This window comes from Blautia sp. KLE_1732_HM_1032 (assembly GCF_025147905.1).
Lineage (GTDB): Bacteria > Bacillota > Clostridia > Lachnospirales > Lachnospiraceae > Blautia_A > Blautia_A fusiformis.
In genome coordinates, this window is record NZ_CP102266.1 from 1,615,367 (window position 1) to 1,641,486 (window position 26,120).

The 26,120-nt window shown below is 44.7% G+C and carries 22 protein-coding genes; 17 read left to right on the plus strand and 5 right to left on the minus strand.

The genetic code is table 11. The features are described from left to right. Positions 1-48: 48 nt before the first annotated feature. The 8 genes from ylxM (at position 49) to ltrA (ending at position 6,571) form a co-directional block, all read left to right on the plus strand. Positions 49-372 (plus strand): YlxM family DNA-binding protein, encoded by a 324-nt coding sequence (ylxM, locus tag NQ489_RS07600; protein WP_015525222.1) that lies wholly within the window; start codon positions 49-51, stop codon positions 370-372. Between the two features lie 3 nt (positions 373-375). Continuing rightward, positions 376-1,728 carry a signal recognition particle protein gene (gene ffh, locus NQ489_RS07605; protein WP_021652565.1) on the plus strand — a complete coding sequence of 451 codons (1,353 nt, stop codon included), beginning with the start codon at positions 376-378 and terminating at the stop codon, positions 1,726-1,728. Positions 1,729-1,773: 45 nt separating this feature from the next. Beyond that, entirely contained in the window at positions 1,774-2,019 is a 246-nt protein-coding gene (rpsP, locus tag NQ489_RS07610; RefSeq protein WP_015525220.1) for a 30S ribosomal protein S16, read from the plus strand. Positions 2,020-2,074: 55 nt separating this feature from the next. Next, positions 2,075-2,305, plus strand: a complete 231-nt coding sequence (locus tag NQ489_RS07615) for a KH domain-containing protein (RefSeq protein WP_021652566.1) — start codon at positions 2,075-2,077, stop codon at positions 2,303-2,305. Between the two features lie 59 nt (positions 2,306-2,364). Beyond that, entirely contained in the window at positions 2,365-2,871 is a 507-nt protein-coding gene (gene rimM / locus NQ489_RS07620) for a ribosome maturation factor RimM (protein WP_021652567.1), read from the plus strand. Then, entirely contained in the window at positions 2,872-3,624 is a 753-nt protein-coding gene (trmD, locus tag NQ489_RS07625; RefSeq protein ID WP_015525216.1) for a tRNA (guanosine(37)-N1)-methyltransferase TrmD, read from the plus strand. It begins immediately after the preceding gene. Positions 3,625-3,626: 2 nt separating this feature from the next. Then, complete coding sequence (gene queA, locus NQ489_RS07630) at positions 3,627-4,652, plus strand: tRNA preQ1(34) S-adenosylmethionine ribosyltransferase-isomerase QueA (RefSeq protein WP_015525215.1); 1,026 nt, start codon at positions 3,627-3,629, stop codon at positions 4,650-4,652. Positions 4,653-5,179: 527 nt separating this feature from the next. After that, positions 5,180-6,571, plus strand: a complete 1,392-nt coding sequence (gene ltrA, locus NQ489_RS07635; RefSeq protein WP_021650934.1) for a group II intron reverse transcriptase/maturase — start codon at positions 5,180-5,182, stop codon at positions 6,569-6,571. 79 nt (positions 6,572-6,650) lie between these two features. On the opposite strand, the gene NQ489_RS07640 is transcribed toward ltrA, so the two are convergent. Beyond that, the gene (locus NQ489_RS07640; RefSeq protein ID WP_021652645.1) at positions 6,651-7,775 is read right to left on the minus strand and encodes a CapA family protein; all 1,125 of its coding nucleotides are present in this window, start codon (positions 7,773-7,775) and stop codon (positions 6,651-6,653) included. Between the two features lie 348 nt (positions 7,776-8,123). Here NQ489_RS07640 and NQ489_RS07645 point away from each other — a divergent pair, with 348 nt between their 5' ends. Next, entirely contained in the window at positions 8,124-8,969 is an 846-nt protein-coding gene (locus tag NQ489_RS07645) for a deoxyribonuclease IV (RefSeq protein WP_021652643.1), read from the plus strand. Positions 8,970-8,972: 3 nt separating this feature from the next. Next, positions 8,973-9,509: a ribonuclease domain-containing protein gene (locus NQ489_RS07650; RefSeq protein WP_021652642.1), complete on the plus strand. Its 537-nt coding sequence runs from the start codon at positions 8,973-8,975 to the stop codon at positions 9,507-9,509. Between the two features lie 82 nt (positions 9,510-9,591). Here the strand turns inward: NQ489_RS07650 and NQ489_RS07655 are convergent, their stop codons facing one another. The 3 genes from NQ489_RS07655 to NQ489_RS07665 form a co-directional block, all read right to left on the minus strand. Then, positions 9,592-10,578, minus strand: a complete 987-nt coding sequence (locus NQ489_RS07655; protein WP_015525211.1) for a 2-hydroxyacid dehydrogenase — start codon at positions 10,576-10,578, stop codon at positions 9,592-9,594. Positions 10,579-10,818: 240 nt separating this feature from the next. Further along, entirely contained in the window at positions 10,819-12,093 is a 1,275-nt protein-coding gene (aroA, locus tag NQ489_RS07660; RefSeq protein ID WP_021652641.1) for a 3-phosphoshikimate 1-carboxyvinyltransferase, read from the minus strand. A 71-nt stretch (positions 12,094-12,164) separates the two neighbouring features. After that, entirely contained in the window at positions 12,165-13,256 is a 1,092-nt protein-coding gene (locus tag NQ489_RS07665) for a prephenate dehydrogenase (protein ID WP_015525209.1), read from the minus strand. A 404-nt stretch (positions 13,257-13,660) separates the two neighbouring features. Here NQ489_RS07665 and NQ489_RS07670 point away from each other — a divergent pair, with 404 nt between their 5' ends. The 6 genes from NQ489_RS07670 (at position 13,661) to NQ489_RS07695 (ending at position 21,857) form a co-directional block, all read left to right on the plus strand. After that, positions 13,661-14,383, plus strand: a complete 723-nt coding sequence (locus NQ489_RS07670; RefSeq protein WP_015525208.1) for a phosphatase — start codon at positions 13,661-13,663, stop codon at positions 14,381-14,383. A 148-nt stretch (positions 14,384-14,531) separates the two neighbouring features. Then, complete coding sequence (locus NQ489_RS07675) at positions 14,532-16,622, plus strand: elongation factor G (RefSeq protein ID WP_021652640.1); 2,091 nt, start codon at positions 14,532-14,534, stop codon at positions 16,620-16,622. Positions 16,623-16,780: 158 nt separating this feature from the next. Further along, entirely contained in the window at positions 16,781-16,951 is a 171-nt protein-coding gene (locus NQ489_RS07680; RefSeq protein WP_015525206.1) for a hypothetical protein, read from the plus strand. Between the two features lie 23 nt (positions 16,952-16,974). After that, positions 16,975-17,955 (plus strand): LacI family DNA-binding transcriptional regulator, encoded by a 981-nt coding sequence (locus NQ489_RS07685; RefSeq protein WP_235812357.1) that lies wholly within the window; start codon positions 16,975-16,977, stop codon positions 17,953-17,955. 219 nt (positions 17,956-18,174) lie between these two features. After that, entirely contained in the window at positions 18,175-19,851 is a 1,677-nt protein-coding gene (locus tag NQ489_RS07690) for a glycoside hydrolase family 13 protein (protein ID WP_021652637.1), read from the plus strand. Positions 19,852-19,865: 14 nt separating this feature from the next. Then, entirely contained in the window at positions 19,866-21,857 is a 1,992-nt protein-coding gene (locus NQ489_RS07695) for a glycoside hydrolase family 31 protein (RefSeq protein WP_021652636.1), read from the plus strand. Positions 21,858-22,074: 217 nt separating this feature from the next. Here NQ489_RS07695 and NQ489_RS07700 read toward each other — a convergent pair whose 3' ends face one another. Continuing rightward, positions 22,075-23,304 carry a dicarboxylate/amino acid:cation symporter gene (locus tag NQ489_RS07700; RefSeq protein ID WP_021652635.1) on the minus strand — a complete coding sequence of 410 codons (1,230 nt, stop codon included), beginning with the start codon at positions 23,302-23,304 and terminating at the stop codon, positions 22,075-22,077. Positions 23,305-23,557: 253 nt separating this feature from the next. Here NQ489_RS07700 and leuS point away from each other — a divergent pair, with 253 nt between their 5' ends. Further along, positions 23,558-25,975 (plus strand): leucine--tRNA ligase, encoded by a 2,418-nt coding sequence (gene leuS, locus NQ489_RS07705; protein WP_021652634.1) that lies wholly within the window; start codon positions 23,558-23,560, stop codon positions 25,973-25,975. Positions 25,976-26,120: the final 145 nt, after the last annotated feature.

Below are 26,120 nucleotides of genomic sequence, written 5' to 3' on the forward strand. Positions count from 1 at the left end.
CCTTGACAGGTGTGCCGGAATCGTGTATGATAGCCAAGGTGATTACAGATGGAGAAATTTGTAGAGCAGACATTTTTATTTGATTTTTATGGAGAGCTTCTGACAGAGAGGCAGCGGCAGGTGTACACCAGTGTGGTATTTGAGGATTATTCCTTAAGTGAGGTTGCTGAGGAACTTGGCATCAGCAGACAGGGTGTGCATGATATGATCAGACGGTGCAATCGGACGTTGGAAGAATATGAAGAGAAGCTTCATCTGGTCGAGAAATTCCTGAACATCCGCAGTCAGGTCATAAAGATCCATGAACTGGCTGACAAGTACCACGCCGAAGATATTGCGGCGATTTCCAATGTGATATTAGAGGAGTTATGATCAATGGCATTTGAGAGTTTAACAGATAAACTGCAGAATGTATTTAAGAAGCTGAAGGGCAAGGGCCGTCTCACAGAGGCTGATGTCAAGGTAGCACTGAAGGAAGTTAAGATGGCGCTTCTGGAAGCGGATGTTAACTTTAAGGTCGTTAAGCAGTTTACGAAATCCGTTCAGGAAAAGGCTATCGGACAGGATGTTATGAATGGTCTGAATCCGGGACAGATGGTGATCAAGATCGTAAATGATGAGCTGGTCAACCTGATGGGAAGTGAGACAACAGAGCTTCCGATTAAACCGGGAATGGATCTTACCGTTCTTATGATGGTCGGTCTTCAGGGTGCAGGTAAGACAACGACGGTTGCCAAGCTGGCAGGCAAACTGAAATCCAAGGGAAAGAAACCACTGCTTGTGGCCTGTGATGTTTACCGTCCGGCAGCGATCACACAGTTGCAGGTAAACGGTGAGAAACAGGGCGTCGAGGTCTTTTCCATGGGAGATAAGCAGAATCCCGTGGATATTGCAAAAGCAGCTATCGAGCATGCGAAATCCAATCAGCAGAATGTTGTGCTCATCGATACAGCAGGACGTCTTCACATTGATGAGGATATGATGCAGGAGCTTGAGGATATCAAAGCGAATGTGAATGTAGATGCTACAGTGCTTGTAGTTGATGCCATGACAGGACAGGATGCAGTAAATGTGGCGCAGAACTTTTCTGATAAAGTCGGCATTGATGGTGTGATCCTGACTAAGATGGACGGTGATACACGAGGCGGCGCTGCGCTTTCCATTAAAGCCGTGACCGGCAAACCGATCTTCTATGTTGGTATGGGAGAGAAGCTTTCAGATCTGGAACAGTTTTATCCAGAACGTATGGCTTCCAGGATCCTTGGAATGGGCGATGTAATGAGTCTGATCGAGAAGGTGGAAGCATCTGTGGATCAGGAACAGGCTCAGGAGATGCAAAAGAAGCTGAAGAAAATGGACTTCGACTTCAATGATTATCTTACCAGCATGGAGCAGATGAACAAGATGGGTGGTATTTCCAGTATCCTGAACATGCTTCCCGGAATGGGCGGTAAGATGAAGGATATCGAGGGTATGATCGATGAGAAGGCTATGGACCGTACCAAGTCCATCATTCTTTCCATGACACCTCAGGAGAGAAGTAACCCCAACATTTTGAACATCTCACGCAAGAACCGTATCGCCAGAGGCGCCGGAGTGGATATTACAGAAGTAAATCGTCTTGTGAAGCAGTTTGAGCAGAGCAAGAAGATGATGAAACAGATGCCGGGATTAACAGGCGGCAAGATGAATATGGGAAAAAGAGGCGGCTTTAAGCTTCCCTTTTAATAAATAACAATAAATTTTCAGAAAGATAATTGGAGGAAAACAAAAATGGCAGTTAAGATCAGATTAAGAAGAATGGGACAGAAGAAAGCACCTTTCTATAGAATCGTAGTAGCAGATTCCCGCTGCAAACGTGACGGAAGATGCATCGCAGAGATCGGAACATATGATCCGAACCTTGACCCAAGCGTATACAAAATCGATGAAGAGGCAGCAAAAAAATGGCTTGCAGCTGGTGCTCAGCCTACAGAGGTAGTTGCTAAGCTTCTTAAACTTGCCGGAATCGAGAAATAATACCTGACAGATTTGGATCTGTGGCCTCAATGAGGCAGGAGCAAGGAGGTATGTAATGAAACAACTTGTAGAAGTAATTGCAAAATCTCTTGTTGAAAATCCGGATGAAGTAGTCGTTACTGAGACTGAAAAAGACGACGCGATTGTTGTTGAACTGAAGGTCGGACCGGCCGATATGGGTAAGGTTATCGGAAAACAGGGCAGAATTGCCAAGGCAATCCGTACTGTTGTGAAAGCGGCTTCTTCAAAAAGCAGCAAAAAAGTGATTGTAGATATTCTGCAATGAAAAAGAGACAGGAGCTGTGGATTCCATGGCTCCTGTTTTTACTCTGAAAGGGAGCAAAAATGGAAGATTTATTAAAGGTAGGAGTTATTACAACGACCCATGGCGTCCGTGGTGAAGTAAAAGTTTTTCCGACAACGGATGACGCAGAGCGTTTTCTTGATATTGAATATGTGCTTCTGGATACAGGAAAAGAGCTTCGCAGACTGAATATTCAGAATGTAAAGTTTTTTAAAAATCTTGCGATCCTGAAGTTTGAAGGCATTGACAACATCAATGATATTGAAATGTATAAGGGCCGTGAGCTCTGGATCCCACGTGAAGAGGCACAGGAGCTTGGCGAGGACGAATATTATGTGGCGGATCTCATCGGAATGGAGGTACTTCTGGAGAATGGGGAGAAATTCGGAGTGCTCCGTGATGTGATGGAGACCGGCGCCAATGATGTTTATATTGTAGATCGTATGGATGGCGAGGAAATCCTGCTTCCTGCGATCCATGACTGTGTTCTTGATGTGGATGTGGAAAAAAATACCATGACTGTACATTTGATGAAAGGGCTTGTTTAAATGAATTATCATGTACTTACATTATTTCCGGAAATGATCGAGAACGGAATGAACACAAGTATTACAGGTCGTGCCATTACAAAGGGACTGTTATCACTGGAAGCGATCAATATACGGGATTTTGCATTCAATAAGCACCAGAAGGTAGATGATTATCCTTATGGCGGCGGAGCCGGAATGCTGATGCAGGCGGAGCCGGTATATCTGTCTTATGAATCCATTGCAGAACGTATTGGAAGGAAACCCCGCGTGATCTTTCTGACTCCTCAGGGAAAAACCTTCAATCAGGATATGGCAAAAGAGTTTGCCCTGGAAGAAGACCTGGTTTTCCTCTGTGGTCATTATGAGGGAATTGATGAGCGTGTTCTGGAAGAAATCGTAACAGACTATGTTTCCATTGGTGATTATGTACTTACCGGTGGAGAACTTCCGGCTATGGTCATGATGGATTCTATTTCCAGAATGGTACCAGGTGTTCTGAATAATCAGGAATCCGGTGAGACGGAATCCTTTTCCGGGAATCTTCTGGAGTATCCCCAGTACAGCCGCCCGGAGGAATGGCATGGCAAAAAGGTTCCGGAGGTGCTGCTTTCCGGACACCATGCCAATGTGGATAAATGGAGAAGAGAGCAGTCTATCATCCGTACAGCCAAATGGAGGCCGGATCTTTTACCAAAAGCTGATCTGACCAACAAAGAGTGGAACGAGGTCCGCAGGCTTCGCAAACAGTGGAAAGAGGAAGTGGAAAAATAATTATGAAAACATCAGATTTTTATTATGATCTGCCACAGGAACTGATCGCTCAGGATCCGCTGGAGGACAGAAGTTCTTCCAGACTGATGCATCTGTCCCTGAAAGATGGAAGTATCGAACATCGTCATTTTACCGATATACTGGATTACCTGCATAAGGGAGACTGTCTTGTGATCAATGATACCAAGGTTATCCCGGCACGTCTTTATGGTCACAAGGAAGAGACAGGAGCGCTGATCGAGATCCTGCTTCTGAAACGCCGCGAAAATGATATCTGGGAGTGTCTTGTAAAGCCGGGAAAAAAAGCACGTCCTGGTGCAAAGATCACTTTTGGTGACGGTATCCTGAAGGGTGAGATCATTGATATTGTAGATGAGGGAAACCGTCTGATCCAGTTCCATTATGAGGGGATTTTCGAAGAGATCCTGGATCAGCTGGGAGAAATGCCGCTGCCGCCGTATATTACCCACAAGCTGAAGGATAAGAACCGTTATCAGACTGTATATGCAAAGAATGAGGGATCTGCTGCCGCACCTACCGCAGGACTTCACTTCACGCCGGAGCTTCTTGAGAAAGTAAAGGAGAAGGGTGTGAATATTGCACATGTAACTTTACATGTAGGTCTCGGAACCTTCCGCCCGGTAAAGGTAGATGATGTAGAAAAGCACCACATGCACTCAGAGTTTTATATTGTGGAAGAAGATCAGGCAAAACTGATCAATGATACAAAGAAAAACGGCGGAAGAGTGATTTCTGTGGGAACTACCAGCTGCCGTACCCTGGAGTCCGCAGCCGGAGAGGATGGAATCGTGAAGGCCGGAAGCGGATGGACAGAGATCTTTATCTATCCTGGATATAAATTCAAAGCTATCGATGGACTGATCACCAATTTCCATCTGCCGGAGTCAACGCTTCTGATGTTAGTTTCAGCCCTTGCCGGAAAAGAACATATTATGGCTGCTTATGAAGAAGCTGTGAAGGAAAGATATCGTTTCTTCAGTTTCGGGGATGCCATGATGATCGAATAAGATTTAAAATTACTTTTTATATAAATAATATCCCAACGGATCGTAGCATGGAAACATGCAACACAGGATCTGTTGGGATATTATTTTTTGTGTGCGCCCGGCGGCGCACGTTTCTAACGGGGGCAAGTCCCGAATCCGCCTGGTAGTGGGAAGGATATAGCCGAAGGCAAGGGTGTCCATCGTGAGGTGGAATCTGAAGGAAGCCGGATGTGGGAATAAACTAACCACGGGCAAATCTCTGGTCTGACGAACAGAAATCACATATAAGGTTTTGCATGAGGGTAAGGCTGCACAACAAGTCAAAGCCCAATAACTACACGGAATCATGCGGAATAGATGTGGCAGATAGATGGAGAGAAAGAAGCGTGTGATACCCGGGGAGGTCTGCGCGACATGCCTCGAAAGAGGTAACCACTGCCAAAAGCAGTGCTGAACGCACAGAAGTCAGCAGAGGTCATAGTAGCCGAGAGGTGAAGGACTGAATCAATAGGAGTCTCAAGTATGACCCGGAAAGGAGAAATGAGCAGATGGATGCAGAAAACAAGGAAAGCTGCTTGCAGAGAGATAGCGCGGAACGTAAAGGGTATGTAAGAGCGCACCGCTCATTCAACCGGATATGGAAAGAAAGGGACAGTGCAGAGCCGGATATCTTAGGTAAGATACTGAATAAGGACAACCTAAACAGAGCTTACAAAAGAGTGAAGGCAAACAAGGGAGCGCCGGGAGTAGATGGGATGACCATTGAAGAGGCGTTCCAGTGGATAAAGGAACATAACCACGAACTGACAGAACAGATTCGAAAGGGGCATTATACCCCATCGCCTGTGAGACGAGTGGAAATTCCCAAATCAGACGGAGGAGTACGAAAACTTGGTATTCCGACTGTCATAGACCGTATCATCCAACAGGCAATGTCACAACAGCTGATACCGATTTATGAGCCAAAGTTTTCGGATGGAAGTTTCGGATATCGTCCGGGACGGAGTGCGAAAGACGCAGTTCAGAGGATAGAGGAGTATGCAGAACAGGGATATACAAAAGCAGTAGTCCTAGACCTGTCAAAGTATTTCGATACACTGAACCATGAGTTACTTGTAAATATCCTGCGCAGAGATGTAAAGGATGAACGTGTAATACAGATGATAAAGAGGTATCTTAGAAGTGGAGTGATGGAAAACGGTGTAGTCATTAAGACGGAAGAAGGATCACCACAGGGAGGAAATCTCTCCCCACTGTTAGCCAATGTATATCTTAACGAGTTTGACCAGGAGTTCAACAAAAGAGGAGTACCGTGCATTCGCTATGCAGATGATATCGTATTGCTAGCGAAGAGCGAACGTGCATCCGAACGGTTGTTGGAAAGCAGTACGAAATATCTGGAAGGGACACTGAAACTAAAGGTGAACCGAGAGAAAAGTCGTACGGTCAGTGTGTTTGCAATAAGAAATTTTAAGTACCTTGGCTTCTGTTTCGGGAAGAGCGGAAAAGGAATCTATGTCCGTGTCCATGGAAAGTCATGGAAGAAAGCCAAGGAGAAGCTGAGAAAGCTCACTTCCCGGAGCAGGTGCGGAAGTATAGTAAAGACCATGGAACGTATAAAAGAATATATGCGAGGATGGCTGAACTATTACAGTATGGCAGACATGAAAAACAACGTCGAAAGGCTGAACAGGTGGCTGTATCGAAGGATACGAATGTGTATCTGGAAACAGTGGAAACTGCCAAAGACACGAAAACGGAAGCTGATGGGGTTGGGAATGCCAGAATGGGCAGCCTGTGAAGGAGCCTACAGCCGAAAAGCTTATTGGAGAATGGCAAATGCAGGAGTGGTCAAACGAGCACTAACAAAAGAAAGACTGATAAACTGGGGCTTTTATGATTTAGCCACAGCCTATCAGTCCATGCACGTCAACTATTGAAACCGCCGTGTACCGAGCGGTATGCACGGTGGTGTGAGAGGACGGCGGTTAGTCACCGCCTCCTACTCGATTATGCTATTTATTCTTCACTGTCAGAGCCTTCCGATGTAGCGGATGAAGAATCCGCGGCAGGAATCGCAGCACTGCATTCCTCTATCTTGGATTTGATCCTGGATGCCTCATCTCCGGATGCAGGAGTTGGCTGATAATTGTTGTAGCCATCTGCGGAAGAAATAGAGCAAGGAATGATATTGGTCACGTTATCAGCCTGTACGCCTTCTGAGGTGACAGTGAAGGTCTGCTGGAAGATCATGGTGTCCATATCACTTGGAGAACTGTTTCCTCCAAAACAGAAATTGCCAAGACTGTAGACGATGTTTTTTCCTTTATAGGTTTCGATTCCCTGGAGTACGTGCGGATGATGGCCGCATACCAGATCTGCACCTTCATCGATAGCAAGACGGCCAAGGGTCATCTGATTGGTATCGGGAACTGTTTCGGTCTCATTGCCCCAGTGGAAGATCACAACTATAAGCTCTGCTCCATCTGCTTTGACCTTTGCGATATTATCTTTCAGCTGCTGTTCGCGTCCAAGATGATCCTTCAGCTCGTAAATTCCGACAAGACCAACTTTGATCCCCTTGATGTCCATAACTGCAGTATCATCATAACCGAAGTGTGTAATGCCCGCATTGTCCAGAGCAGTCAGAGTATCCGTGTAGCTCTGCTCTCCGTAATCGTGGCTGTGATTGTTTGCAGTGTTTACGGCTTCAACGGAACCGCTGGTGAGTATCTGAGCATATTCGGCGGGTGCTTTAAATGCAAAGGTTTTATCTTCTCTGGCATCGGAATCAGTGAGAGTTCCTTCAAAATTGGCAATTGTCAGGTCATCTGCCTCAAAGATGCTTTTTACATTTTTAAAGAAATAATCTTTGCCGTTGTTATCGTAGCATGCGTTCAGACTTGTGTCATAATCAAAGGTCTCATCGGTACCCAACGTGCAGTCCCCGACTACGCTGAGCGTCAGTGAAACGGGATCTTTCACAGCAGCAGCTTCTTCTTTTGCCTTTTTTGCGGCCTCCTCTTCCTGGGCCTTTTGCAAAGCGGCGGCTTCTGCAGCTTTCCGGGAAGAAATGCATGCACGTGCGGAAAAAATGATCACAAGAACAAGTATGATCAGGATCCCGCCAGCTGCAAGAAACATTTTCTGACGGCGTACCTGGTAATATCTGGATTTTTTGCTGATGTCATTCCTGCGAGTCCCAGTGGAATGTGAACGGGAATTACGGGATGCAGAACCAGAATGCTTCCGCCGTGTTTCCCGTGCTCTGGCGGCTTCTCTGCGTGCCTGCTCCGGATCATGGCCATGAGGCGGCCGCCTTCGATTGTCGTTTGCCATTCTTTTTCTCCTTCGTATGTAAAGATATCTTTATTATAGAAAGAATGGTAAGTATTGTAAAGAAAGAATCGCGGACTTTTCAGAAAAAGAAGTTTTTGATATAATAATTAGGCCAAAAGGCAGAAATATAAACTACAGGGAGATGGTGCTGATATGATATTATATATCGGAAATCATACAAGTTCGTCCAAAGGCTATGCTGCCATGGGGCGTCAGATGCTGAAAAACGGTGGAAACACGTTCGCTTTTTTTACCCGAAATCCCAGAGGAGGCAAGGCAAAAGAGATCGATCCCGCAGATGTGGAAAGATTTCTGGAGCTTTCCAGGGAAAATCATTTTGGAAAGCTGGTGGCACATGCACCGTATACCATGAATGCTTGTGCCGCAAAAGAAAATCTGAGAGATTTTGCAAGAGAGATCATGGCAGATGATCTGAAACGTATGGAATATACACCGGGAAATTATTATAATTTTCACCCGGGCAGTCATGTAGGGCAGGGAACTGAGACGGGAATTACCAAAATTGCGGAAATCCTCAATGATGTCCTTACAGAAGAACAGAGTACGACCGTCCTTCTGGAAACTATGTCTGGCAAGGGTTCAGAAGTAGGAGCAACGTTTCAGGAGCTTCGTGATATCATTGACAGGGTGGAAAAAAATAATAAACTGGGTGTCTGCCTGGATACCTGTCATGTATGGGATGGCGGTTATGATATTGTCCATGATCTGGATGGTGTTCTTGATGAGTTTGACCGGGTGATCGGCCTTTCCAGATTGAAGGCTGTTCATCTTAACGACAGTATAAACGGACTGGGCAGTCATAAGGATCGTCATGCAAAGATCGGCGAAGGTCAGATCGGCCTGGATGCACTTGTGAATGTGGTGTGCCATCCGGCTCTTGAGGGAATTCCCTTTATTTTGGAGACACCAAATGATGATGAAGGATGGAAAAGAGAAATTTCACTTTTACGAGAACGATATTCCATGAAAGGAGATTGATCCATGAAAAAGTTCAGATATTTTATCCTGGTGGTTACGGGGGTGGCGGCAGTGATGCTGGGAGGCTGCAAAGATAAGGAAAAATACGACGAATCCGCTTTTCAGGATGATTTGGAACCTCTGAGTGAGGATGAAGTGGAGGCCATGGACCAGAATGGTGACGATGAGATGGCAGTAGCTGATGAAAGCGACCTGGAGCAGCTGCAGGATTCTGAAAATGGTGCAGGAGCAGGAGATACAGATGGGTCCGATTCATCGGATGCAGCAGACTCGCAGAGCGAAAAGAAACTGGATGAAAATGGCACTTATACGGATAAAGATGAAGTGGCCCAGTATATTTATGAGTATGGCCATGTACCCTCCAATCTGACTGCTACAGACTATGATAATGCAGACAGTATGCTTCCGGTAGAGGAGGGCGTAACCTATCAGCAGTGCAGCCTTGATGATGCAGGGAAACAGAAGCTGATCTTCACTCAGGATGCAAAGCGCATTTATTACACAGACGATGACGGACAGTCTTTTGACGAGATCTATTAAAATCAAAAGAACAAAATAAGACCCCCGGATACAGATAAACGATCAGTATCCGGGGGATTTTGCATGTCAGGGCTGAGACTGATCAGTGGACCAGATTTTTCATTTCAGCTCCATCCATAAAAGTTTTTGCGTTTTCCAGGGTTGTCTCCGCAATATTGGTCAGTGCTTCTACCGTAAAGAATCCCTGATGTGAGGTCATGGTCACATTTGGGAAGGACAGAAGACGCTGGATCGTGGAAGTAGGAAGAATGCTGCTTGACATGTCTTCATATACATATGCAGATTCTTCTTCGTAAACATCCAGACCAACGGCGAAGAATTTGTGATCACGGATACCTGCGATCAGGTCATCGGTTTTGATCAGTCCGCCTCTGGAGGTATTTACAAGGATCACACCATCTTTCATTTTTGCAATCGTTTCGGAGTTGATCAGATGCTCTGTTTCCGGAGTCATCGGACAGTGCAGACTGATCAGATCACTGGTGGAAAGGAGTTCGTCCAATGAAACATACTCCAGAAAGTCAAGATTTTTATTAGGGAAAAGATCATAAGCAATTACCTTCATGCCAAAGCCGCGGCAGATTTTTGCCATTGCCTGACCGATTTTTCCGGTGCCGATGATTCCGGCTGTTTTCTGATAAAAGTTAACGCCCATGAGACCGTTCAGTGCAAAGTTATTTTCACGGCATTTGATATATGCCTTGTGGGTGTGCCGGTTGGCGGTAAGGGCCAGTGCCATGGCGTGTTCGGCAACTGCTTCCGGAGAATAACCGGGAACACGTGCCACCTGGATCCCGCATTTTGCTGTAGTTTCCAGATCAACATTATTGTATCCGGCACAGCGCATCAGGATCAGTTTTACACCCTGGCGGTGAAGTTCTTCAATGACCGGTGCGCCGAGATCTGCATTTACAAATGCACAGATGGCATCGTAGCCGTGGGCAAGAGCTGCGGTTTCTTCATGGATATTTGCTTCAATGAATTTAATTTCAATGCCTGGATAAGATGGAAGCAGCTTCTCAAAAAATTCCCTATCGTAGCTCTTGGTGTCATAAAACAAAATTTTCATAATCGTTGCTCCTCTCTGGAAATAATTATTTTCCGAAAAAATAATACCATAATAGTAGGAATTTGGAAAGTGGGAAAAACGATAAAATTTATCAAAAAAATGGTTTCATTTTGGAATTATGATATCCATAATAAATAAAAAATATACGAAATACAAAAAAAGAGAGCATTTTATGCACTGTCATCTGATGGAACAGATGTTGTGATACATGAAAATGCTCTCTGTCTGGATATAAGATAATTATTCAGCCAGACTATAAAGATCAGAATAGAATTCCGGATAGGAGATGTTGACACATTCTCCATTTTTGATGGAAAGTGTTCTCTCACAAAGCAGTCCTGCTACTGCAAAAGACATGGCTACACGGTGATCCAGATGAGAATCGATCTCTGCGCCATGAAGGGCTTTTCCACCATGAATGATCATGCCATCTTCGGTTTCCTGGATATCTGCGCCCATTTTCCGAAGATTTTCCGTCATAACCTGGATGCGGTCGGACTCTTTGACACGAAGCTCCTGTGCATCCCGGATAACAGTGGTTCCTTCTGCAAAAGCTGCCATAACGGCGATCATCGGAAGTTCATCAATCAGAGTAGGAATGATCGCGCCTTCTATTGTGGTCCCGTGAAGCGCAGAGGAGCGGATCAGAAGATCGGCAGTAGGTTCGCCCTCTGTGGTTTCATTGAGAAGAGTGATATCTGCTCCCATGGCCCTGCATACACGGAGGATGCCGTCACGGGTCGGGTTGATCCCCACATTTTTCAGAAGGATCTCACTGTTGGGAACAAGAAGACCTGCTGCGATAAAATAAGCTGCAGAAGAGATATCTCCCGGAACCAGGATCTCACGTCCGTAAAGAGATGGGTCCGGTTTGATGGATGCTGTTGTTCCCTCTGCGGTTACATTGGCGCCAAAGTAATTCAGCATGATCTCCGTGTGATTTCTGGAAAGGACCGGCTCTGTTACACGGGTAATGCCGTCAGAGTACATTCCGGCAAGAAGTACGCAGGATTTTACCTGGGCAGATGCTACCGGAGAATTGTAGTGGATGGCATGGAGCTTTTTTCCGGAGATCTTAAGCGGTGCACATCCGTTTCCGTTGAGACTTATGATATCGGCACCCATTTGGGAAAGCGGAGTCATGATCCGTTTCATAGGGCGTTTCTGGATGGAAGCATCGCCGGTAAGCTCTGATACAAAGTCCTGCCCTGCAAGGATCCCGGAGATGAGGCGGGTGGTAGTACCGCTGTTACCGACGTCAAGAGTCTCTGACGGAGCACTGAGACCATGGAGACCTTTTCCGTGGACCAGGATCTCTCCTTCTGTATTTTCAATGTTAATACCCATTTTCCGGAAACATGAAATAGTAGAGAGACAGTCTGCACCCTCCAGAAAATTTGTGATTTTGGTAGTGCCTTCTGCAAGAGAGCCGAACATGACAGCTCTGTGAGAAATGGATTTATCTCCGGGAATGGCAAGAGAGCCGGATAATTTTTTTGCTTTTTTGATTTCCATATTAGTACCTGCCTGTATTGTTATTTTTGAAATACATGGCAGCAGATCGGATATCTGCTGCCGTTTATATATTAGCGTTCGCAGATCTTGTAATTACGTTTTGTAAGAAGCACTTTAGCCTGCTCCAGAGCTGCGTCTGTATAAAATTCGATCTTCAGAACGCCATCTTCAAATTCTCGGTTGTGGATAATACCGATATTTTTGATGCTGACCTTTTCTGTTGCAAGGATGGTTGCGATGGTTGCAATGGCACCGGCCTCATCTGCCACATCGATATAAAGGACATAAGAGCGGGGAATCAGGCTGTTGTCTACAATGTCAATGGAGTCACGGTAATCCTTGGAGCTTGCAAACATGTCAAAGATGTTGTCAGCTTCTTTGTTGTCAATGGAACAGCGGATCTGGATCAGCATACGGATAAATTCATCCAGAACCGTGGAAATGTTTTTCTGATTTTCCAGACAGATCTGTTCCCACATAACCGGTGAAGAAGAGGCAATACGTGTGATATCACGGAAACCGCCGGCTGCGATCATTTTCATATACTGGGCGTCGTTATCCAGAAGATTTACAAGATTTACAAGAGCGGAGGCTACGATATGAGGAAGGTGGCTGACTCCTGCCGTGATGAAATCATGTTCTTCTGCAGTGATAACAAGGGGGATCGCACCAAGAGAGGAGATCAGCTCTGTGAAATCAGAAATCTTTTCCAAAGCAACTTCTCCTCCCGGAGTGATGATATAATAAGCATTTTCCAGAAGATGATCACTGGAATTGGAAAAACCGCTGCGTTCGGAGCCTGCCATAGGATGACCGCCGATGAAGCGTCCTTCAAGTCCGAGCTCGGTTACTTTTTCGTGGATAACGCTTTTTACACTGCCTACATCTGTGAGGATACAGTTCTTTCCAAGAGAATCTTTGATCTTTTCCATGTATTCCACATTAAATTCTACAGGTGCACAGAGAAAAAGATAATCACAGTTATATAACTGCTCATCGTCAATATCACAGATCCCGTTGATCACGTTTAAACTGACTGCCTCTGCCAGAGCACTTCTGTCTTTGTCAAAGGCAAGCAGGCGATAATCCGGGTGAAATTTTCGTATGGTTCTGGCAATGGAGCCGCCGATCAGTCCAAGGCCGATAAAACCTATGGTTTTCATAGTACTTCAGAGTCCTTTCAGGTTACTTTTTACTTTTATTCTTTAATAGTGTAAATCACGACTATATTGTAAAAGAAAGTGCGAAAAATGTCAACAAATGTTAGCGGAAACAGGATGGCCATTTTTGTAGCTGTTTACCGTAATGTTTTGCGAACAGGGAAGAGTAATAGAAAGTTACTGTTCATTGGTAATATTCCGCGAGGTGTTTTTTGTGAGCGAAGGTCACGGAAAACCCGAGACATACCGCGCGAATTTATGCGATTAGCATAAATTCTGTGCATCGCGAAGCGTGTTGCTGAGAACGGAGTGAACAGTAACAATAGAAAAAGGCTTGAGAAATCGGAGATTTCGGACGTATAATATAATAAGAAAAAAACAATATAAGATACAGAGGAGAATTTATCATGAAATATCAGTCAGTTATGGATCTTCACACACATACCGTAGCCAGCGGACATGCATACTGCACACTTCGCGAGATGGCCAGGGCTGCTTCCGATAAAGGTCTTGAACTCCTGGGAATCACAGAGCATGCACCGAAAATGCCCGGAACCTGTCATAAGTTTTATTTCCAGAATATAAAGGTAGTACCCCGTGAAATGTACGGGATCCAGCTGCTTCTGGGTTCGGAGGTAAATATCCTGGATGCGGCGGGAACGGTAGATCTTGAGCAGAAAACCCTGGAGAAGCTGGACGTGGTCATTGCAAGTCTTCATGTTCCATGCATCAGACCAGGCAGCAGACAGGAGAATACGGAGGCCTATCTTAATGCTATGAAGAATCCGTGTGTCAATATCATCGGACATCCGGATGACGGAAGATACGAGGTTGACTATGAGGCGCTTGTACAGGGCGCCAGAGAATACGGTAAAGTCCTGGAGCTGAACAATCACTCCATGGACCCTGACTGTAACCGTGAGAATGCAGTAGAGAATGATACCATCATGCTGGAATACTGCAAAAAATATCGGGTACCTGTGGTTATGGACAGTGATGCCCATTTTGATCTTCTGATCGGGGAATTTGATCTTGCCAGAGACCTTCTGACTAAACTGGATTTTCCGGAAGAGCTGGTACTGAACCGTTCTGTGGATGCCGTGAAAAAGTATGTAAACCGGAAATTCTGAAAGATAGACGACTGTTCTGTATTAATTGACGGTAATACGAAAAACTTTCTGAAAAAAGTTGTCAAAATTGAATAAAATACTTGAAATTTGCATGGAAATTTAGTAAAATGTGAACATATTAAGTAAGACAAACAGGGAGGTATTACATATGGACGTTTTCAGAACAGACCGAATCAGAAATGTAGTCCTATTAGGTCATGGTGGCGCAGGCAAAACAACGCTGGCTGAGGCAATGGCTTATCTGGCAGGTATGACCAGCAGACTCGGACGTGTTGAGGATGGCAATACTGTCAGCGATTATGACAAGGAAGAAATAAAGAGACATTTTTCCATCACAACTTCTCTGATCCCGGTACCATGGGATAAGATGAAGGTAAATGTACTGGATACTCCCGGATACTTCGATTTTGTGGGAGAAGTTGAGGAGGCAGTCAGTGCTGCAGATGCAGCGATCATCGTTGTTTCCGGTAAGGCCGGTGTTCAGGTAGGAACACAGAAAGCATGGAATCTCTGCGAGAAATATAAGCTTCCGCGAATGATCTTTGTTACAGATATGGACGTGGATGATGTCAGCTATCGTGAGGTCGTGGAAGAGCTGACAGAGCTGTACGGTAAGAGGATCGCTCCCCTTCATTTCCCGATCCGTGAGGATGGTAAGTTTGTAGGTTATGTCAATGTTGTGAAGCAGGCAGGAAGAAGATATATTGATAAGGCCGGCAAGGAAGAATGCCCGGTTCCGGATTATCTGACAGAATATCTTGAGAAATATCATGAAACTCTGATGGAGTCTGTTGCAGAGACAAGCGAAGAATTTATGGACCGTTATTTCGAGGGAGATACCTTCTCCGTAGCAGAGGTTTCCGCAGCTATTGCAACCAATGTACAGGATGGAAGTATTGTTCCGGTATGCATGGGATCACCGGTGAACCTTCGCGGTGTATCTAACCTTCTGGATGATATCTGCGGTTACTTCCCAAGCCCAAGCGGACGTTCCTGCAATGGTATCGCACAGAAGACTAACGAAATCTTTGAGGCCAATTATGACTTTGCCAAGGCAAAATCCGCCTATGTATTTAAGACCATCGCGGATCCGTTCCTTGGTAAATATTCTCTGATCAAGGTATGCTCCGGTGTGCTGAAATCCGATGATACACTTCTTAATGTAGAGAAAGGAACAGAGGAGCGTGTAAACAAGCTTTATGTCCTGGAAGGTTCCAAACCGATCGAAGTTCCGGAGCTTTTTGCAGGGGATATCGGTGCCATTGCCAAGCTTGGCAGTGTACAGACCGGTGACAGCCTTGCAACCAAGGCGAATCCGATCCTTTATCCAAAGGCTATACTTTCCACACCATATACATATAAGAGATTTAAGGCAGTGAAAAAGGGCGACGAGGATAAGATCGCACAGTCCCTTGCCAAGATGATGACAGAGGACAGAACACTGAAGGTTGTCAATGACAGTGCAAACCGTCAGAGCCTGATCTACGGTATGGGTGATCAGCATCTTGATATCGTTGTCAGCAAGCTGAAGGAGCGCTATAAAGTGGATGTGGAGCTTTCCAAACCGAAGGTTCCGTTCCGTGAAACACTCCGTAAGAATTCAGATGTAGAAGGCAAACATAAGAAACAGTCCGGCGGACACGGACAGTATGGCCACGTTAAGATGCGCTTTGAGCCATCTGGCGATCTGGAGACACCTTATGTATTTGAGCAGGTAGTTGTAGGTGGTGCAGTTCCGAAGAACTACTTCCCGGCTGTTGAGAAGGGACTTCAGGAATGTGTTCTCAAGGGACCTCTGGCTGCATATCCGGTTGTTGGTGTGAAGGCAACCCTTTACGATGGATCTTATCATCCGGTAGATTCTTCTGAGATGGCATTTAAGATGGCAACTATCCTTGCCTTCAAGAAGGGCTTTATGGAAGCGTCTCCTGTACTTCTTGAGCCGATCATCTCCATGAAGGTTACAGTTCCGGATAAATATACCGGTGATATTATGGGAGATCTGAACAAGAGACGTGGTCGTGTTCTCGGAATGAATCCGGACCACGAAGGAAATACCATCATTGAGGCAGATGTTCCGCTTCTTGAAATCTATGGTTATTCCACTGTCCTTCGTTCCATGACTGGTGGAAGCGGAGATTTCTCCTATGAATTTGCACGCTATGAGCAGGCTCCTAATGATATCCAGGAGAAAGAGATCGCGGCACGCGCAAGCAAGGTTGACAGTGCTGACGAATAACAGAGATATTTTTTGAGGGCAGAATAAAGAGTTGACAGGCTGCAGCATTTGCTGTAGCCTGTTTTTAGATGCATTCGTAAATAAGCAGTCAGAGAAACGAATTGCGCTCATACAGGTTATTGAAGTATGAGCAAAAAAGAAAAGAGAGAGGACAAAAAATGTTAGTATGTGATTATATCGTGGAACAGATTGACGGAGATTATGCACATTTGAAGCGTGTGGATCAGCCGGAGGAGGAACTGAAAGTGGTTGCCAGAGCATTACTTCCGGCAGAAATCTATGAGGGCTGTGAGCTTCATTATGAGCTGATGCAGTATTCAATGAAATGATAAGGCTGCAGGATATCGCGGATATGGCAGGTGTCAGTCGTACAACCGTATCCAATGTGATCAATGGAAATACAAAACGGGTTTCACAGAGCACCATTGACCGGATCACGGCGATCCTGAAGGAGCAGAATTATGTTCCCCACATGGGATCTGTGATGCTATCCGGACACGGCTCAAGGATCATTGGAGTGGTTCTTGGTTTTTCCTTCATTCATGGTATGCAGTCTCTGCAGGATTCTTTTGTGGGAGAGATCACCGGAACGCTGCAGGTCGAAGCAGAAAACAGAGGTTATTATATTATGCTCATTGGCGGTGAACGGATCGATAATGTGGTAGATATGGCATCCCGTTGGAATGTAGAGGGTCTTATCATTATAGGGTATAATGAAGAACAGTATCATCAGCTTTCCAGAAAGCTGAATAAAAAAATGGTATTGATCGATGCCTATCCGAAGGGTGGATATAGCTTTCAGAATGTAGGAGTGGATGATTATTCCGGCGGATATCAGATCGGGGAATATCTGCATTCCTGTGGATACCACCGGGCACTTTTTGTTGCGGAAACAGAGCAGGACAGTGATTATGCCAGATGGCTTGGATTCAAACAGGCTATGGAAAAAAATGGCGGCTTTTGCAGCCGCTCCCGCTATGTGGTGGTTCCCCAGGAACCCCGGCGCAGACTGAAAAAATATGAAGAGCTGCTGCCTCATTTTCTGGAGACAAAGGCTCTGGCATTTTCTTCGGATTACACAGCTGTGGAGGCCATCAATTTTTTTACAGACAGGGGAATCCGGATTCCGGATCAGATTTCCATTACCGGCTTTGATGATAATTTTTATGCGCAGATCGTCAGGCCAAAGCTTACCACCATTCATCAGGATGTTCATCAGAAAGCAGTTCTGGCCTTGCGGAAGCTGCTTCTTATGGCAGAGGGAAAGGAACCTGCCGAAAAAAATGTAAAAAGCCCTGTCTGGCTTGTAAAGAGAGATTCTGTAAAAGAGTAGCAGGATCTCTTTTTTTATGTTGTGATGACTTTTCCTGGCACATCATCGAAATACGGTTGGAAATTATTTTTAGAGGTCAGTAGTGCTTTATTGTTAAAACTGCATAAAAAAAACAGAAAAGTTTGGCAGTAATTTAAGTTTCACGAGAAACTTGTTGATTTTAAAGGTGGGATAGGATATGCTAATTTCAGAATCAACAGAAAAAGGAGGCAATTTACCATGGAAAAAAACTGGTGGAAAGAAAGCGTGGTATATCAGATCTACCCGAGAAGTTTTAAGGACAGCAACGGAGACGGAATTGGTGATATTCCCGGGATCATAGAAAAACTGGACTATCTGAAAGAACTGGGAGTAAATGTTCTCTGGATCTCACCCATGCTGGAATCTCCGCAGGATGACAATGGCTATGATATTTCCGATTACCGCAGAATCTATAAAGAATATGGAACCATGGAGGATTATGAAAAGCTTCTTGAAGAAGCGCATAAACGGGGCATTAAGATCCTCATGGATCTGGTCGTAAACCATACTTCCGATGAACACAACTGGTTTATTGAAAGCAGGAAATCCAAAGATAATCCTTACAGGGATTACTATATCTGGAGAGAGCCGGTGAATGGAAAAGAACCGAATAACTGGGGAAGTGCGTTCGGAGGACCTGCATGGGAGTATGATCCTCAGACAGAGATGTATTATCTTCACCTGTTTTCAAGAAAACAGCCGGATCTGAACTGGGAAAATGAAAAGGTTCGTCAGGAAGTTTACGATATGATGAATTTCTGGTGTGAAAAAGGAATCGACGGTTTCCGAATGGACGTGATCAGCATGATCTCCAAGGATCAGTCATATCCGGATGGAGAAATGAATGGAGGATTATACGGTGATTTTGGTCCTTACTGCGTCCATGGCCCGAGGATCCATGAGTTTCTTCAGGAAATGAACAGAGAGGTTTTATCCCGATACGATGTGATGACAGTTGGAGAAACCTCCGGTGTGACTATCGAAGAGGCACAGAAATATGCAGGTGAGGACAGAAATGAGCTGAACATGGTGTTTCAGTTTGAGCATGTAGAGGACCAGGGATCAGACCATGGTAAATGGACTACCGAGAAATACGATTTCCAGGAATTTAAAAAGGTTATGATCAAATGGCAGGAAGAGCTTGCGGGAAAAGCATGGAACAGTCTGTTTCTTGGAAATCATGACCAGCCAAGAAGTGTTTCCAGATTTGGAAATGATAATCCGGCATACAGGGAAACTTCAGCCAAGATGCTGGCAACCTGTCTTCATATGATGCAGGGAACTCCTTATGTTTATCAGGGAGAAGAGCTTGGAATGACCAATGCTTATTTTACAGAGCTTAAGGATTATCGTGATATCGAGAGTATTCAGTATTTCCATGAATATACAGAAGCAGGTATTTATACACCGGAATATATGATGAAGTGCCTGATGCTGAGAGGACGTGACAATGCCAGAACACCAATGCAGTGGGAGGATTCTCATCAGGCCGGCTTTACGGAGGGAACGCCGTGGATCAGGGTAAACTCTAATTATAAGGAGATCAATGCGAAGCAGCAGCTTTCAGATCCGAATTCTATTTTCCATTATTATCAGAAGCTGATCCGTTTAAGAAAAGAAAAACCGGTGATCGTTTACGGTGTTTTTGAGGCACTTTACAGAGATCATGATCAGATTTTTGCATATACCAGAACTCTTGAGGGAGAGAAGCTTCTCACAGTCTGCAATTTCAGTGAGCATGTGGCAGAAATGGAAATTCCGGAAGAATTTCAGAAAAATGCAGAATGTCTGATCACAAATCTTGGAAGAAAGGATTTTGGAAAGAAAGTGGTCCTGAAACCTTATGAGGCATTTGTTCTTTACAGAAATCTGTAACAGGAGAGGGAAAAATGATAAAAAAATATGTATATGGAGAGCCCTTTGAGACTGAGGCACTGACAGAAAACATTGAGACAGCAGAAGGAAAGCCAGGATATGGAGAAATCTGTACAGAAGATGGATTTTCTTTTACTTATATCATGGATGAAGAGGATATCGTCTACGGATTGGGAGAATCCAACCGCGGTATCAATAAGAGAGGATTCATTTACACCAGTAACTGTACCGATGATCCGGAGCATACAGAGGATAAACATTCCCTGTACGGTGCACATAATCTTATCATTGTGTCCGGAAAAGAAACCTTTGGAATGTTTTTTGACTATCCGGCAGCGATCACCTTTGACATTGGCTATACCAGAATGGATACCATGAAGGTAACCTGCGAAAATGCAGACCTGAAGCTTTATGTGATCGAAGGGGAGAGTCCCTATGATATTGTAAAGCAGTTCCGTCATGTGATCGGAAGAAGCTATATCCCGCCGAAATTTGCCTTTGGATTTGGCCAGAGCAGATGGGGCTATACTACAAAAGAGGATTTCCGGAAGGTTGCAGCTGGATATCGTGAAAATCATATTCCTATTGATATGATCTATATGGATATTGATTATATGCAGTCTTATAAGGACTTTACATTAAGTGAAGAGAATTTTCAGGATTTTCCGGAATTTGTAAAGGAACTGAAGGATCAGGATATCCGTCTGATCCCGATCATCGATGCCGGCGTCAAGGTAGAGCCGGGATACGATGTTTATGAGGAGGGTGTTAAAAACCGCTACTTCTGCCAGAGAGAGGACGGCAGTGATTTTGTAGCTGCTGTATGGCCGGGGGATACTCATTTTCCGGATGTATTGAACAAAGATGCCAGAAAATGGTTCGGTGACAAATACCGTTTCCTGATCGAGAAGGGAATCGACGGTTTCTGGAACGATATGAATGAGCCAGCGATCTTCTATTCCACAGAGGGAATGAAAGAGGTCAAAGAGCTTGCAGGAGAATTTGCAAAAGATACGGAAGGAAAGATCCATATCTGGAAGATGCAGAGTGCACTTCGCAATGTTGCAAACAATCCGGAAGATTATCGGAGATTTTACCATAATGTGGATGGCAGAAAGATCCGCCATGACAAAGTCCATAACCTGTTTGGCTACAATATGACCAGAGCAGCAGGGGAGGCTTTTGAACGGATCGATCCGGAAAAACGTTTTCTGATGTTCTCCAGATCATCCTATATTGGTATGCATCGTTATGGTGGGATCTGGACCGGCGATAATAAATCCTGGTGGGCTCATATCCTTTTGAACCTGAAGATGATGCCATCTCTGAATATGTGTGGTTTCCTGTATGCAGGAGCAGATCTGGGTGGATTTGGCGCTGATACAACAAGAGAACTGCTGCTTCGTTTCCTGGCACTTGGAGTATTCACACCGCTGATGCGTGATCATACAGCGATCGGTACCAGAGAGCAGGAATGCTACCAGTTTGAAAATGTGGAAGATTTCCGTCATGTGATCGGTGTAAGATATCGTCTTATTCCATATCTTTACAGTGAATATATGAAGGCGGCTCTGAACGATGATATGTATTTCCGGCCGTTGGGCTTTGTTTATCCGGAGGATAAGATTGCTGTACATGTGGAAGACCAGCTGCTTCTTGGAAATGAGATCATGATCGCTCCGGTTTATGAACAGAACGCAAGAGGCCGTTATGTATATCTTCCGGAGGAGATGAAGTTTGTGAAATTCCTTCCGGATGGAACCATTGCAGAGGAGATCCTTGAAAAGGGTGTTCATTATGTAGAGGTGGCACTGAATGAGATTCCGTTGTTTATCCGGAAGGGAAAATGTATTCCGGTTGCAGAAGCAGCGGAATGTGTGGCAGCTCTGGATACAAAAAATATGCAGCTTCTCGGATATGAAGGTGCGGAGTATACCTTATATGAGGACGATGGGGTCCATAAGGATTACGACAGAGAAGAAAATTACCGTGTTCTGAAAAAATAAAGTCAGCAAAATGAAATATAAATTTCTGTGTTACATCATTTACGTTAAACAGTATAAAGAATACAGGATGTGAACAGTTGATAAACAGAAAAGCCGTAAGTATATGTGAAAGTTTCTTAAACATATATCTTACGGCTTTTGCTATTGCTGCTTTACATAAAATATTTTATGTAAAGTAATTCGCATTCTGTTTAAATAACACTTTAGAAAGATTTGTTTATGCTTCTTCCTCAATCTGGATAACATTTTTCAGTACAGAGCAGCATGCCATGTCACCGATAACATTGACACAGGTGGCGCCCATATCACAGAGGGTATTGATACTGATATAAACACCAAGAACTCCGGCAGGAAGTCCGGCCATAGTTGCCAGTGCTGCGAAAGATGCGATAGCACCACCGGGAACACCTGGAGTACCAACGGAAAGCAGTACGTTTGCAAGAAGGATAATGATCATAAGAGGAATACTTACATGGATCCCGCAGGCGTTTGCAAAGAACATGATCATAAAGGACATCAGGATAGATACAGCATCCATATTAACGGTAGCACCAAGAGGAATGGCGATGCTGGTGATCTGGTTGGATACGCCCATTTCTTCCTCCATACACTGCTTGCTTAATGGAATGGTTGCGGAGCTTGAGCAGGTTCCGAAGGCATTCAGTGCTGCTGGCAGGATCGCTTTCAGGAATTTCAGCGGACTCTGTTTGCCGATCAGCTTTACAGAGAGACCGTACACTACAATAGCGAAGCCAAAGAATGCCACATACAGAATGACAAGCTGTGTTGCAAGGGAAATGATCGTTTCAGTTCCGTTGGCTTCCACAACCGGTACGATGGTACAGAAAACACCGATGGGTGTAAAGTACATGATGGTTGTGATGATCTTCAGGCATACTTCATTGATGGAATCAATCAGATTCAGGAATGGAGTTCCTTTTTCACCGACTGCGATCAGTGTGAAACCGATGATCAGGGCAAACACCAGAACCTGGAGCATGTTTCCGTCAGCAAATGCGGCGATTGGGTTGGAAGGGATCAGGTTTTTCAGGGTGTCAAGGATACTGCTCATTTCTGTAGCCTGGATATCGGCTGTTGCCATCTCAAATTTGACTCCCTTTCCGAGATGGATCAGTCTCGGGATGATCAGTCCGCACAGGCTGGCAAGTGCCGTTGTGCAGAGAAAATAGATCATGGATGCTGCAGTGATCTTGCCGGTAGTACGTGCGTTTCCGATGGAACAGATTCCAATGACAATGGAACAGAAGACCATGGGAAAGATCATCATGTTCAGGGCGTTCATGTAGATACTTCCGATCAGACTGGTCACAGTGAGGACAGGTTCAAACCGTCCGGCCAGGAAAAGTCCTGTGAGGATACCCAGGATCAGTCCTGTAAAGATCGCACCGGTAATATGCTTCCGGTACCAGGAATAAAAAGATTTCATTTATGTGTTCCCTCCTAAGATAAATATGTATGGTATGTATAATATAGGAAAATACATGCAGGAAATTATATCATGTGAAAAAAGAAGCGTCAACTAAACCAGGCTAGGATTGCAGGTTCATGTATATTTTGATGGAAAAGGGCTGTTTTTGGATTTTTGTTTGACAAATACATCATAAGTAGTTAAAATTAATAGCAGTGTGTGAAAGCATTAAAGTATTAATACTGAGTAATTTGTCAGGAGGAATAAAAAAATGGCTGCACCTTATAACCATAGAGCCATCGAAGCGAAATGGCGCACAAACTGGGAGAAAAAGCCGGTAAATGTCAATGATGGCAAGAAACCGAAATACTACTGTCTGGATATGTTCCCGTATCCGTCCGGAAACGGTCTTCATGTAGGACACTGGAGAGGCTATGTGATCTCTGATGTATGGAGCCGCTATAAAATGCTTCAGGGTTATTACCTGATTCATCCGATGGGATGGGACGCTTTTGGTCTCCCGGCTGAGAACTATGCCATCAAGATGGGTGTTCATCCGGCAGTATCTACAGCAGCAAACATCAAAAATATCAAACGTCAGATCAACGATATCGCAGCGATCTATGACTGGGATATGGAGGTTAACACAACAGATCCGGAATTCTATAAATGGACACAGTGGATCTTTGTAAAAATGTTCAAAGAGGGGCTTGCATATGAGAAGGAGTTCCCGATCAACTGGTGCCCTTCCTGTAAGACAGGTCTTGCAAATGAAGAGGTTGTAAACGGATGCTGCGAGCGTTGTGGCACTCCGGTTACCAAAAAGAACCTCCGTCAGTGGATGCTCCGCATCACAAAATATGCAGACAGACTTTTAAGTGATCTGGATAAACTGGACTGGCCGGAGAAGGTTAAAAAGATGCAGACAGACTGGATCGGCAAATCCTACGGCGCAGAGGTCGATTTCCCGGTTGAGGGAAGAGAAGAGAAGATCACGGTCTATACAACAAGACCGGATACTCTTCATGGAGCAACATTCATGGTACTTGCACCGGAGCATGCTCTTGCAAAATCTCTTGCAACAGACGAGACAAGAGAGGCTGTAGAGAAATATATCTTTGACGCTTCCATGAAATCCAATGTAGACCGTCTTCAGGATAAAGAGAAGACCGGTGTGTTCACAGGTACTTATGCGATCAATCCGCTGAACGGTGAGAAGCTTCCAATCTGGCTTTCTGACTATGTACTTGCTGATTATGGTACAGGTGCTATCATGTGTGTACCTGCTCATGATGACCGTGACTTTGAGTTCGCAAAGAAATTCGATATTCCGATCATCCAGGTTATCGCAAAAGATGGTAAAGAAATTCAGAATATGACAGAAGCTTACACAGAGGCTTCCGGAACCATGATCAACTCCGGTGAGTGGAACGGAATGGAATCTTCCGTACTGAAGAAGGAAGCACCGCATATCATCGAGAAGCTGGGTATCGGACGTAAGACTGTCAACTACAAACTGAGAGACTGGGTATTTTCCCGTCAGCGTTACTGGGGTGAGCCGATCCCGATCGTACACTGCCCGAAATGCGGTGCGGTACCGGTACCGGAGGATCAGCTTCCGTTAAGACTTCCGGAGGTAGAAAGCTACCAGCCGACAGGAACCGGAGAGTCACCGCTTGCAGCTATTGACGAGTGGGTAAATACCACATGCCCATGCTGTGGTGCTCCTGCAAAACGTGAGACAAACACCATGCCTCAGTGGGCAGGATCTTCCTGGTATTTCCTCCGTTATGTAGATAATAAGAATAATAAAGAACTGGTTTCCAAAGAGAAAGCTGATAAATATCTGCCGGTAGATATGTATATCGGTGGTGTAGAGCATGCTGTTCTTCATCTTCTGTACTCCAGATTCTACACCAAGTTCCTGTATGATATCGGAGCTATTGATTTCGATGAGCCGTTTGTCAAGCTGTTCAATCAGGGTATGATCACAGGTAAAAACGGAATCAAGATGAGTAAATCCAAAGGAAATGTTATTTCACCGGATGATCTTGTAAATGATTACGGATGTGATTCCTTACGTATGTATGAGCTGTTCGTAGGACCGCCGGAACTGGATGCAGAATGGGATGACAGAGGAATCGATGGTGTATCCAGATTCCTGAAACGTTTCTGGAATCTGGCTCTTGACAGCATTGAGAAAGATATCCCGGCTACCAAAGAGATGGAGAAGACCCGTCATAAGATGGTATATGATATCACCAGCAGACTTGAGGCCTTCAGCCTGAATACCGTAGTGTCCGGATTTATGGAATACACAAACAAGCTGATCGCTATCGCAAAGCAGAATGACGGCGCTGTTGACAAAGAAACCATCGAGACAGTTACCATTCTTCTTGCGCCATTTGTTCCTCATATTGCAGAGGAGATCTGGGAGAAGCTTGGTCATGAGGATTCCATTTTCCATGCACAGTGGCCGGCTCACGATGAGGAGCTTATGAAGGATGATGAGATCGAGGTTCCGGTTCAGATCAACGGCAAGACCAAGGCTGTTATCAGTATTCCGGCAGAAATCTCCAAAGAAGATGCGATTGCCGAAGGAAAGAAGGCAGTTGCAGATAAGATTTCCGGAAATATCATCAAAGAAATTTACGTACCGAAGAAGATCATCAATATCGTAGTAAAGTAATAAGATAAATCAAAAACACCCGAAGCAGGGCGGAAGATATTTCTGCCTTTGCCAGGGTGTTTTTTATATGGATAAACATCGTAAAATCGGTAAGTATGCACAAAAATAACGAATGTTATTTAGAATAAATGCCAATAATATTTAG

Excerpts from the sequence above, each read along its gene's own strand:
- ylxM (WP_015525222.1), top strand. The coding sequence starts at position 49 with ATGGAGAAATTTGTAGAGCAGACATTTTTATTTGATTTTTATGGAGAG.
- ffh (WP_021652565.1), top strand. The coding sequence starts at position 376 with ATGGCATTTGAGAGTTTAACAGATAAACTGCAGAATGTATTTAAGAAG.
- rpsP (WP_015525220.1), top strand. The coding sequence starts at position 1,774 with ATGGCAGTTAAGATCAGATTAAGAAGAATGGGACAGAAGAAAGCACCT.
- NQ489_RS07615 (WP_021652566.1), top strand. The coding sequence starts at position 2,075 with ATGAAACAACTTGTAGAAGTAATTGCAAAATCTCTTGTTGAAAATCCG.
- rimM (WP_021652567.1), top strand. The coding sequence starts at position 2,365 with ATGGAAGATTTATTAAAGGTAGGAGTTATTACAACGACCCATGGCGTC.
- trmD (WP_015525216.1), top strand. The coding sequence starts at position 2,872 with ATGAATTATCATGTACTTACATTATTTCCGGAAATGATCGAGAACGGA.
- queA (WP_015525215.1), top strand. The coding sequence starts at position 3,627 with ATGAAAACATCAGATTTTTATTATGATCTGCCACAGGAACTGATCGCT.
- ltrA (WP_021650934.1), top strand. The coding sequence starts at position 5,180 with ATGGATGCAGAAAACAAGGAAAGCTGCTTGCAGAGAGATAGCGCGGAA.
- NQ489_RS07640 (WP_021652645.1), bottom strand. The coding sequence starts at position 7,775 with ATGTTTCTTGCAGCTGGCGGGATCCTGATCATACTTGTTCTTGTGATC.
- NQ489_RS07645 (WP_021652643.1), top strand. The coding sequence starts at position 8,124 with ATGATATTATATATCGGAAATCATACAAGTTCGTCCAAAGGCTATGCT.
- NQ489_RS07650 (WP_021652642.1), top strand. The coding sequence starts at position 8,973 with ATGAAAAAGTTCAGATATTTTATCCTGGTGGTTACGGGGGTGGCGGCA.
- NQ489_RS07655 (WP_015525211.1), bottom strand. The coding sequence starts at position 10,578 with ATGAAAATTTTGTTTTATGACACCAAGAGCTACGATAGGGAATTTTTT.
- aroA (WP_021652641.1), bottom strand. The coding sequence starts at position 12,093 with ATGGAAATCAAAAAAGCAAAAAAATTATCCGGCTCTCTTGCCATTCCC.
- NQ489_RS07665 (WP_015525209.1), bottom strand. The coding sequence starts at position 13,256 with ATGAAAACCATAGGTTTTATCGGCCTTGGACTGATCGGCGGCTCCATT.
- NQ489_RS07670 (WP_015525208.1), top strand. The coding sequence starts at position 13,661 with ATGAAATATCAGTCAGTTATGGATCTTCACACACATACCGTAGCCAGC.
- NQ489_RS07675 (WP_021652640.1), top strand. The coding sequence starts at position 14,532 with ATGGACGTTTTCAGAACAGACCGAATCAGAAATGTAGTCCTATTAGGT.
- NQ489_RS07680 (WP_015525206.1), top strand. The coding sequence starts at position 16,781 with ATGTTAGTATGTGATTATATCGTGGAACAGATTGACGGAGATTATGCA.
- NQ489_RS07685 (WP_235812357.1), top strand. The coding sequence starts at position 16,975 with ATGGCAGGTGTCAGTCGTACAACCGTATCCAATGTGATCAATGGAAAT.
- NQ489_RS07690 (WP_021652637.1), top strand. The coding sequence starts at position 18,175 with ATGGAAAAAAACTGGTGGAAAGAAAGCGTGGTATATCAGATCTACCCG.
- NQ489_RS07695 (WP_021652636.1), top strand. The coding sequence starts at position 19,866 with ATGATAAAAAAATATGTATATGGAGAGCCCTTTGAGACTGAGGCACTG.
- NQ489_RS07700 (WP_021652635.1), bottom strand. The coding sequence starts at position 23,304 with ATGAAATCTTTTTATTCCTGGTACCGGAAGCATATTACCGGTGCGATC.
- leuS (WP_021652634.1), top strand. The coding sequence starts at position 23,558 with ATGGCTGCACCTTATAACCATAGAGCCATCGAAGCGAAATGGCGCACA.